The 8,489-nt window shown below is 68.1% G+C and carries 9 protein-coding genes; 8 read left to right on the plus strand and 1 reads right to left on the minus strand.

Annotated elements, in window-relative coordinates; translation table 11 throughout:
- Nucleotides 1-33 precede the first annotated feature (33 nt).
- From GWG54_RS08435 to GWG54_RS08445, 3 genes are all read left to right on the plus strand, one after another.
- On the plus strand, nucleotides 34-408 hold the full coding sequence (locus GWG54_RS08435) for a translation initiation factor IF-5A (protein ID WP_167937361.1): 375 nt from the start codon (nucleotides 34-36) through the stop codon (nucleotides 406-408).
- Nucleotides 408-1,259: an agmatinase gene (gene speB / locus GWG54_RS08440; RefSeq protein WP_167937362.1), complete on the plus strand. Its 852-nt coding sequence runs from the start codon at nucleotides 408-410 to the stop codon at nucleotides 1,257-1,259. The genes GWG54_RS08435 and speB overlap by 1 nt, the downstream gene beginning before the upstream one ends.
- Before the next feature lie 72 nt (nucleotides 1,260-1,331).
- On the plus strand, nucleotides 1,332-1,673 hold the full coding sequence (locus GWG54_RS08445; RefSeq protein WP_167937363.1) for a hypothetical protein: 342 nt from the start codon (nucleotides 1,332-1,334) through the stop codon (nucleotides 1,671-1,673).
- 54 nt (nucleotides 1,674-1,727) lie between these two features.
- Here GWG54_RS08445 and GWG54_RS08450 read toward each other — a convergent pair whose 3' ends face one another.
- Nucleotides 1,728-2,645 carry an acetamidase/formamidase family protein gene (locus tag GWG54_RS08450; RefSeq protein WP_167937364.1) on the minus strand — a complete coding sequence of 306 codons (918 nt, stop codon included), beginning with the start codon at nucleotides 2,643-2,645 and terminating at the stop codon, nucleotides 1,728-1,730.
- A 110-nt stretch (nucleotides 2,646-2,755) separates the two neighbouring features.
- Here GWG54_RS08450 and GWG54_RS08455 point away from each other — a divergent pair, with 110 nt between their 5' ends.
- From GWG54_RS08455 to GWG54_RS08475, 5 genes are all read left to right on the plus strand, one after another.
- Nucleotides 2,756-2,950 carry a cold-shock protein gene (locus GWG54_RS08455; RefSeq protein ID WP_008420016.1) on the plus strand — a complete coding sequence of 65 codons (195 nt, stop codon included), beginning with the start codon at nucleotides 2,756-2,758 and terminating at the stop codon, nucleotides 2,948-2,950.
- 136 nt (nucleotides 2,951-3,086) lie between these two features.
- Entirely contained in the window at nucleotides 3,087-3,731 is a 645-nt protein-coding gene (locus GWG54_RS08460) for a bifunctional 2-polyprenyl-6-hydroxyphenol methylase/3-demethylubiquinol 3-O-methyltransferase UbiG (protein ID WP_167937365.1), read from the plus strand.
- A gap of 253 nt (nucleotides 3,732-3,984) precedes the next feature.
- Entirely contained in the window at nucleotides 3,985-6,459 is a 2,475-nt protein-coding gene (locus GWG54_RS08465) for a cbb3-type cytochrome c oxidase subunit I (RefSeq protein ID WP_167937366.1), read from the plus strand.
- 67 nt (nucleotides 6,460-6,526) lie between these two features.
- A complete protein-coding gene (locus GWG54_RS08470; protein WP_167937367.1) occupies nucleotides 6,527-7,300 on the plus strand; it encodes a Nif3-like dinuclear metal center hexameric protein in 774 nt (257 codons plus the stop codon).
- A gap of 287 nt (nucleotides 7,301-7,587) precedes the next feature.
- Nucleotides 7,588-8,475: a hypothetical protein gene (locus GWG54_RS08475; protein WP_167937368.1), complete on the plus strand. Its 888-nt coding sequence runs from the start codon at nucleotides 7,588-7,590 to the stop codon at nucleotides 8,473-8,475.
- The last annotated feature ends 14 nt before the right edge of the window (nucleotides 8,476-8,489 follow it).

Raw genomic sequence — 8,489 nt, forward strand, 5'->3', positions numbered from 1 at the left:
CGGTTTATGGCCGTCGGTTGATTACGCCGGGACATGGCGAAACAGCAGACCGAAGTTCGCGACCTCCAGGAAGGAAGCTACGTGATGATCGACGACGCCGCGTGTAAGATCAACTCCTACTCGACGGCCAAGCCGGGCAAGCACGGCAGCGCCAAGGCCCGCGTCGAGGCCGAGGGCGTCTTCGACGGCAAGAAGCGCTCGCTGTCCCAGCCCGTCGACGCGAAGATCTGGGTCCCGATCATCGAGCGCAAACAGGGCCAGGTCGTCTCCGTCGACGGCAACGACATGCAGGTCATGGACCTCGAGACCTACGAGACGATGACGATGCGCGTCCCCGAGGACCAGGACGTCTCCCCCGACGAGAACATCGAGTTCCTCGAGATGGAAGAGCAGCGAAAGATCGTCTAATGTTCCCCGGGGCGACCGACGAGCGCGAGCGAACCGACGCGACGGGACGACCCGATCGCGCGGACGCGAACTTCGTGGTCGTCGGCGCGCCCCTGGACGCCTCGACGACCTTTCAGCCGGGGACCCGCTTCGGGCCCCGGCGCATCCGCCATTTTGCCGAGACGTTCGACGACTACGACCACCGGACGGACCGGTACTTCTCGGAGCTGGGCGTCGTCGATCACGGCGACGTCCGCCCGTGGGACGACGTCCCCGAGTACCTCGAGTGGCTCGAGGGGACCCTCCGGGACGTCGTCTGGGACGATGCCGTCCCGCTCCTGTTGGGCGGGGAACACACCGTCACGCTCGCGGGCGCCCGCGCCGTCGAGCCCGAGGCGCTGGTCGTCCTCGACGCCCACCTCGACCTCCGCGAGGCCTACGACGGCAACCCGCTCTCGCACGCCTGCGTCACCCGACGGATCCTCGAGGACGTCGAATCCGTCGAGGAGGCCGTCGTCCTCGGGGCCAGAACGGGCAGCGAGGCCGAGTGGGAACGGGCGAGCGAGCCCGACGTGACGGTCGTCCCTCCCGAGGACGTCGCCGACTGGGAGCCCGACCCCGCGCTGCTCGAGTGCGACCTCTACTGCAGCGTCGACGTCGACGCGGCCGACCCCGGCTACGCGCCGGGGACCGGGACGACCGAGCCGTTCGGCCTCGAGCCCCGCGAGATGCGCGACGTCGTGCGCTCGATCGCGCCCGCCGCGACGGGGTTCGACGCCGTGGAGGTCAACGACCGCGACGACGGCCAGGCGGCGTCGCTGGCCGGGAAGCTGGTCAGGGAGTTCGTCTACGCGCGCTCGGAACGCGCCTGACCGCTTCGCTCGAGCGAACCCACCCAACCAGTTAGGGCGTATTCTGGTGCGGTTCGGTCCCCAAGCCGTCGCATGTCGCGCACGGACGCAAACGATGGTCTCCCGAGCGGTACCTGGCGACTGCTCGCGGATTCGCGCCGACGGTACCTGCTCGAGTGTCTGCAGCCGGAAGCGCCGACGACGCTGTCGGCGCTGGCCGTAGAGATCGCCGCCCGGGAACGCGGTGAGCCGACCGAAACGATCGATCGGACGGTTCGCCGCCGGATCGAGATCGCTCTCGTCCACAACCACCTGCCCCGACTCGCCGACCGGGGCGTGATCGCGTACGATCCGACGACGGACCGGGTCGTCCTCACCGCCGATCGGGAGACGCGCCGGCTGCTCGAGGCGTCGTTGCGCTATAGTAACAACTGAAACTGTTTGCACACCGATCGCACAGTAGTCGTGCGATCGAGTGCGCACTGACTCTCAGTGGCTACTATAGAACGGATCCTCGAGATAGGCCTTCGGCACCGCGTTGCGCGCGGTCACGAGCGGGTCGACCACCTGGCTGATCTCGAGGCCGCCGACCAGGCTCGAGAGCATGTAGGCGTCGGTCGAGTCCCACCCGTGTTCGGCCGCGAGCAACTCGAGCGCGTCGCGGTTGGCGAGCTCGCAGGCCGCCTCGAGGGTCTCGGCGCTGGCGATCGTCTTCCAGGCGTCGGCCGTCTCGACCAGCGGGCGCTCGAGACCCGGTTCGGGATCGGAGACGACCTCAAGGGTGACGTCGATCTCGGTAGCGATCTCCGCGCCGGTGCCGCACATCTCCCCGTCGGCCATCGCGGCCTTGCAGTCGCCCATCGCGAGCATCGCGCCCTCCTGAAACACCGGGAAGTACGCGACCGACCCGGCGGTCATGTCGGTCGTGTCGAGGTTGCCGCCGTGATCGTGGGGGACCAGCGTGGTGTAGGAGTCGGACTCGGTTGCGACCCCGATCGTGCCGATGACGGGGTCGACGGGGACCTCGAGGTCGCCGAACGCGAGCGCGTCGCCTTCGACCTCTAGCAGGCGGGTCCGGGGCGAATCGATCCCCTCGTGGCCGTCGAGCAGGCCGAAGCCGCCGATCGTCACCACCCGTCCCTGCTCCTCGGCAAGCCGGATCTCCTCGATCTCGACCCGGAGGACGTCGCCGGGGTCGGCCCCCTCGACCGCGATCGGTCCCGTCGCGGCGTTGACCTGCGAGGGGATCGACTCGATCACGTCGGCTTCCGTTCTGATCGTTCCGTTCAGACTGTCTTTCGTCTCGATCGTCAGCTTCGCGCCGGGCTCGACGGTCGTCACCGCCTCGAGATCGGATTCGAACTCGTAGACGACGCCGTCCTCGTGCGACACGTGTTCACGTTCCATACACTCACCGCTACGGACGGCGGGATCGTAAAACGGTCCCTCGAGACGGCGCGCGAGCGGGCGAGCGGTACCCCTCGAATATATATGGCCGGGCGCCGGAGTTGCAGTCGATGCCAACCGGAACGGTCGACTTCTTCAACGACACTGGCGGGTACGGCTTCATCGAGACCGACGAGAGCGACGACGACGTCTTCTTCCACATGGAAGACGTCGGCGGCCCCGACCTCGAGGAGGGCGAGGAGGTCGAGTTCGAGATCGAACAGGCCGACAAGGGTCCGCGCGCGAAAAACCTCACGCGGCTCTGATCGACCCGCAGCCTCGATTGCGAACGGCGGAGGCGGTACCGAACGAACGACCGCGGGCCCCGAACCGGCGGCTCGCGGACTCCGGATCCGGAGCGAGTAGCCCCGGTTCTCGCGATGCCGGGACGACGTTACGACGATGAACTCCGACGATATCCACGACCGATGGGCGGAGCGAACGGGGGCGTACTCCCCGGCGTACTACGCCCACTACGGTCCCGACGAGACGAGCGAACTGCTCCGGACCCTGATCGACCGCGTCGTCGGTCCCGACGCGACCGTGCTGGAACTGGGGTGTAGCTCCGGGCGCCACCTCGCGCACCTCCACGACCGCGGGTACGACGACCTCCACGGCGTCGACATCAACGCCGAGGCCTTCGAGGTGATGGAACGGGACTATCCCGACCTCGCCGCGGCGGGGACGTTCCACCACGCCGCCCTCGAGGAGTTCGTCCGTGAACGCGAGACCGACCGGTTCGACGTCGTCTACTCCGTCCAGACGCTCCAGCACGTCCACCCCGACGCCGAGTGGGTGTTCGACGAACTGGTTCGTCTGGCCAGCGGGCTGGTGATCACGGGCGAGACCGACGCCGCGGGGGTCGACGCCGACGCGAACGCGGCCGTCGAGCCATCCGTCGTCGAGGTCCGCGAGGACGACGGCGTCCGGCTGTACGTCCGCGACTGGGCGCACGTGTTCACCGACCGCGGGTGGGTCGAACTCGAGGACGCCGCCGCCCCGATGGACTACCACACGGTCAGGGCCTTTCGACCGCCCGCCGAGTGAGACGCGGCAACGGGTCTCGACGCGACCGACTCGAGCGGGGTCGCTTCGCTCCCTGATGGTTCAAAAACGACCTTGCGAGTGCACCGGATAGCTCCATCCCCGCGACGGTCGAGAGCGTTTCCTTGCCTATGGTTCTCGCTTCGCACCCTCGGGAAACCCGCCCGCACCGGGCTCAGGCGAGGGCGGTCTCGCTCGAGTTTCGACCGCCGCTACCGCCCCGCGACCGGCGCGGTCCGCTCGGGGGTGACGGTCGGTGAGCGATCTGCCGCCGAAGACGAGCGTCAAGCGCTGGCTGGTAACGACCAACCACAAGGACGTCGGCGTTCTCTACCTGGTGACGGCCCTGTTCTTCCTGGTGATGGGCGGCGTGATGGCGCTGTTGTTCCGGGCCCACCTCTGGCAGAGCGGCGGAACCGGGCTGCTCACGAACAGCCAGTTCAACCAGGCGGTGTCGACCCACGGCCTGCTGATGGTGTTCTGGTTCCTCTCGCCGATCGCGTCCGGGTTCGCGAACTACTTCGTCCCCCTCCAGATCGGGGCGAAAGATCTCGCCTTTCCGCGGCTGAACGCGCTGAGCTACTGGTTCTACCTGTTCTCGGGGATCCTGTTCGCGCTCTCGTTCTTCCAGGGCGGCTCCTGGGAGGGCGGCTGGACGATGTACGCTCCGCTGAACGTTCCGATGTACACGCCCGCTCTCGAGGCGACCACCGGCAGCAATGGTGCGTTGCTCGCGCTGATCCTGTTCGTCTTCTCGATCACGCTCGGTTCGGTCAACTTCATCACGACGATCCACCGCTCACGCGCGGAGGGGCTCGGCCTGTGGAACATGCCGATGTTCACCTGGTCGTGGCTGTTGACCGTCTGGATGATGCTGTTCGCGTTCGCGGCGCTGCTGGCCGCGCTGCTGTTGCAGGCTGCCGACCGCGTGTTCCTGACGCAGTACTTCGCGACCGATCAGGGATCGAGTCTGCTGTGGGCCCATCTGTTCTGGTACTTCGGTCACCCGGAGGTGTACATCGTCTTCTTCCCGGCGCTGGGGATCATGCTCGAGGCGTTCCAGACGTTCACCGGGAGACGGCTCGTCGGCCGGAAGTGGGTCATCATCGCGATGGTGCTTGTCGCGGTGCAGTCGTTTCTCGTCTGGATGCACCACATGTTCCTGACCACCATCAACCTCGAGGTCAAGACCCTGTTCATGGCGACGACCATCGGGATCTCGCTGCCCTTCGACCTGATCGTCTTCGCGTTGATCTACACGATGGTCAAGGGGCGGGTGCGGTTTACCACGCCGTTTCTCTTCGCGCTGGGCGCGCTCGTCCTCTTTATCCTGGGCGGGATCACGGGGGTCTTCCTCGGGGCCGTCGTGCTGGACTACGAGTTCCGGGGAACCTACTGGGTCGTCGCGCACTTCCACTACGTGATGGTCTCGGGCGTGACGGCGCTGGTCGGCGGACTGTACTACTGGTGGCCGAAGATCTCCGGAAAGATGTACTCGGAGACGCTGGGCAAGCTCAGCTTCGCCGTGTACTTCGTCGGGTTCAACCTGCTGTACTTCCCGCAGTTTCTGGCCTGGGAGACCCCGCGGCGGGTCTTCCACTTCGGCGAGAACCTGCAGATCTACCACCAGCTCTCGACGGTCGGCGCGTTCGTCTTCGGGGCGTCGTTTCTGATCCTGTTCGCGACGTTAGCCCACAGTCTCGTCGCGGGCCCGCGAGCGCCCGAAAACCCCTGGGAGTTCTCCCGCACGGCCGAGTGGGCGATCCCCTCCCCGCCGCCGCTCGAAAACTGGGACGGCCGCCCCTCCTACGCCAGCGGCCGCCTCGAGTTCGTCGACGACTCCTCGGCCGCGGCCGACGGTGGCGTCGCCCACGAGGGGCCCTCCTCCGCGGTCGCCGCCGAGGACGCACACGCCGACCACGCGAGCATCTGGCCGCTGGGCGTCGGCGCCGGGATCGGCGTCTTCTTCCTCGGGCTTTCGGGAGTGACGCCGTACATGATCGAGTTCGCGCAGGGAACCGGCGTCGCCCCGGAGAACCTCACCGGTACCGCCGCCGAGCCGACCGTCGTCTATCCGATTCTCACCGTTCTGGGTGCGGCGATCGCGGGGTACGCGCTGTTCGAGCTCGGCCGCGAGCGGTTCGTCGTCCCCGAGATGGCCATCGCCGAGCGGTGGCCGTTCGACGGGGTCGGCACCACGAAGTTCGGCGTCTGGGTATTCCTCGCCTCCGACGTCGTCCTTTTCGGAGGGATCATCGGCGCGTACGTCTTCATGCGTATCCACGCGGGCTGGAATAACTGGACGACCGTCCCGTTCGCCACCTGGCCCGGCCTGCTGAACACGTACATCCTGATCACCTCGAGTTTCACCGTCGTCCTCGCGCTCGCGATGGCCGAACGGCGGAACAAGCGGGGGCTGCTCGCGTCGCTCGGCGCGACGCTTCTGCTCGGGCTGGCGTTCATGGGCGTCAAGGGCTACGAGTACAGCGTGAAGTTCGCCGACGGCGAGTACTGGTGGTACGGCCTCGAGTACTCGATCTACTACGTGACGACGGGGATGCACGCGCTGCACGTCATCTTCGGGCTGTTGATCGCAGTCTTCATGCTCTACCGCGTCTGGTCGATCGACGCCTACCTCGAGGACCACCGTCCGGTGGAGTTCTTCGGGCTCTACTGGCACTTCGTCGACATCGTCTGGGTGTTGCTCTTCCCGCTGTTTTACCTGCTGTGAGGGCGGGCTCCCCTCGCCGCGCCCTCGATCGGAAGCTTACAAGCCGACGGCGGCGCAACGATCGGCCATGTCCCTCGAGCTCTCGACGTTTACGGACCGACTCGACGACCGACTGCGAACCGACGACTACGCCGACGTCGACGCCAGCGCGAACGGGCTGCAGGTGGGTCCCGACGAGGGGTCCGTCGAGCGCGTGGCGTTCGCCGTCGACGGCGCCGTCGACACGATCGAGCGCGCGGCCGCGGCCGACGCGGACGCGCTCGTCGTCCACCACGGGCTCTCCTGGGGCGGGTTCGATCGGGTGACGGGGCGGACCTACGACCGCCTCGAGCCCCTGTTCGAGCACGACCTCGCGCTGTACGTCTCCCACCTCCCGCTCGACGGCCACCGGGAGCTCGGCAACGCCGCAGGCGTCGCCGACGTCCTCGAGCTCGAGCAACGGGAGCCGTTCGGCGAACTCGGACCCGAACACATCGGCCAGCGCGGCACCGCCTCGGACGCCTACGCGCCCGACGACCTCGCGGCGCGACTCGAGGCCGAACTCGAGACCGACGGCCGCCCCGTTCGGCTCCTCGAGTTCGGCCCCGACGAGATCGAGGACGTCGCGATCGTCACCGGCAGCGGCGTCGACTGGCTCGAGGAGGCGGTCGCAGTCGGCGCGGACGCGCTCGTCACGGGCGAGGGCAAACAGCAGGTCTACCACGAGGCGAAGGAGGCGGGAATCCACGTCGCGCTGGCGGGCCACTACGCCACCGAGACGTTCGGCGTCCGCGCCCTCCAAGCGCTCGTCGAGGAGTGGGGCCTCGAGACGACCTACCTCGAGGCGCCGACGGGGCTGTAGGCCCTCGTTGACGGCGGATGGGGACGCGTACACCGTCGAGCGGGCGCGTAACGTCGTCGTACTGAACGGATCGGACGGAGCGGGCGTCCGCGTAGCGCGTTCGACCGCGCCGTCGGTCGCGGTCTCGTATCCGCGGGATCGTTCGCGACCGCGCCGCCGAACCCTCCGCCCCCGTCTCGCCCCGGCGCGCTGTTGGCCCCCGTGAACCCGCCTGCAGCCTGCCGATAACAATGGTCGTCGCGCGGGAACCTACTCGCAATCTCGGGGTCGTTCCCGGGGAGATAGGTATGACACGAGAGATCCCTTCCAGACGAGAGTGGTTGCGGACGGTCACCGTTACCGCGACGGTGATCGGCGGCGCATCGGGCTCGGTCGCCGGCGGCGGACGACCGAACGCCGCGGTACCCGACGGCGGCGACGACGAACCGGCGTGTACGGACCCGGAGTCCGGAGCCGTCGACGTCCGGCTCGTCCCCGCCTGCGTCGACGACGGAACGGCAGTCTTCTGTGCGAGCAACGACGGTTCTCGTCCGGTTTCCCTCGAGTGGCGAGCCGTCGCCCCGCCCGCAGAGCGCATCGAGTTCGTCGACTGTCAAACGGTGCGGGTCGTCGGCGAGTTCGAGGACGTGATCCTCGAGGCAACGTTCCTCTCGGGCGGCGAGATCGGCAACGTCATCGAACCGGTCGGCGGTGTCGACGGGGTTCGCACGTTCGACGTCCGCGAACTCGAGTCGGTTCCCGACGACGCGATCGTCGGCACCGCAGAAGCGTTCCGGGACGGCCCCGTCGTCCCGGGCGCCGGCGACCTCGCGGCCTCGAACCCCGAGTTCGACGACTGCCAGGAGACGGCCTTCGGCGAGGTCCTCGTCGGCGACGGCGCGGACGGCGCGGACTCGACGGACGATTCCGACGGGGAGGAGGAACGCGAACCGCGCGGGGGAGAGCCCGACGCCGCCGAGCTCGAGTCGCTGACGGTACCCGCGGGGGAGACGACCTGCTTCGCCGTCGACGCCCCGGACGGCCCGGTCGCCGTCCAGCTCTTCCGGGAGGGGGACCTGCTCGTCGAGCGGACCAGCGCCGCTGACGTGGCGTGCCCGCGGTCGGTTTCGGCCGACAGCGGGGAGGTCGTCGAGCCGCCGGCAACGTTCGTCGACGACCGACGAACCGGGGAGTGAACCGGCGCCGGCGA

Source organism: Natronococcus sp. JC468, from assembly GCF_012163165.1.
GTDB lineage: Archaea > Halobacteriota > Halobacteria > Halobacteriales > Natrialbaceae > Natronococcus > Natronococcus jeotgali.

Coding starts and splice junctions, on each gene's coding strand:
- GWG54_RS08435 (WP_167937361.1), top strand. CDS start 34: ATGGCGAAACAGCAGACCGAAGTTCGCGACCTCCAGGAAGGAAGCTAC.
- speB (WP_167937362.1), top strand. CDS start 408: ATGTTCCCCGGGGCGACCGACGAGCGCGAGCGAACCGACGCGACGGGA.
- GWG54_RS08445 (WP_167937363.1), top strand. CDS start 1,332: ATGTCGCGCACGGACGCAAACGATGGTCTCCCGAGCGGTACCTGGCGA.
- GWG54_RS08450 (WP_167937364.1), bottom strand. CDS start 2,645: ATGGAACGTGAACACGTGTCGCACGAGGACGGCGTCGTCTACGAGTTC.
- GWG54_RS08455 (WP_008420016.1), top strand. CDS start 2,756: ATGCCAACCGGAACGGTCGACTTCTTCAACGACACTGGCGGGTACGGC.
- GWG54_RS08460 (WP_167937365.1), top strand. CDS start 3,087: ATGAACTCCGACGATATCCACGACCGATGGGCGGAGCGAACGGGGGCG.
- GWG54_RS08470 (WP_167937367.1), top strand. CDS start 6,527: ATGTCCCTCGAGCTCTCGACGTTTACGGACCGACTCGACGACCGACTG.
- GWG54_RS08475 (WP_167937368.1), top strand. CDS start 7,588: ATGACACGAGAGATCCCTTCCAGACGAGAGTGGTTGCGGACGGTCACC.